This is a genomic window from Pseudomonas sp. EA_65y_Pfl1_P113 (assembly GCF_963970525.1).
GTDB lineage: Bacteria > Pseudomonadota > Gammaproteobacteria > Pseudomonadales > Pseudomonadaceae > Aquipseudomonas > Aquipseudomonas tritici.
Genome location: NZ_CAXAQM010000254.1, coordinates 1 through 587, shown reverse-complemented (window position 1 = coordinate 587; position 587 = coordinate 1). Strand labels below are relative to the sequence as shown.

At 61.7% G+C, this 587-nt stretch carries 1 protein-coding gene; it reads left to right on the top strand.

Annotation, left to right across the window (positions count from 1 at the left end):
* The coding region (locus AACY52_RS29440) for an ATP-grasp domain-containing protein (protein ID WP_339561241.1) at window positions 1–587 on the top strand (587 nt) is incomplete at both ends.

The following is a 587-nucleotide window of genomic DNA, read 5'->3' as shown; positions in this document are numbered from 1 at the left end:
TTCGTCGTCTCGACCGAAGGCGGCGTCAACATCGAGGACGTCGCGCACAACACTCCCGAGAAGATCGTGACCTTCTCGGTCGATCCGGCGACCGGCGTCATGGGGCATCACGGCCGCACCGTCGCCAAGGCGCTGAACCTGACCGGCGATCTCGCCAAGCAGGCCGAGAAGCTCACCGCGCAGCTCTTTGCGGCTTTCGTCGCCAAGGACATGGCGATGCTGGAGATCAACCCGCTGGTCGTGACCAAGCAGGGCCAGCTCCGCGTGCTCGACGCCAAGGTGTCGTTCGACGACAATTCGTTGTTCCGTCATCCCGAAGTGGTCGCGCTGCGCGACGAGACCGAAGAAGATGCCAAGGAAATCGAGGCGTCCAAATACGACCTCAACTACGTCACCCTCGACGGCAATATCGGCTGCATGGTCAACGGTGCCGGCCTCGCCATGGCCACCATGGACACCATCAAGCTCTATGGCGGCAATCCGGCCAATTTCCTGGACGTTGGCGGCGGCGCCACCGCCGAAAAGGTCACCGAAGCCTTCAAGATCATGCTGCGCAGCCACAACCTCAAGGCCATACTCGTCAACAT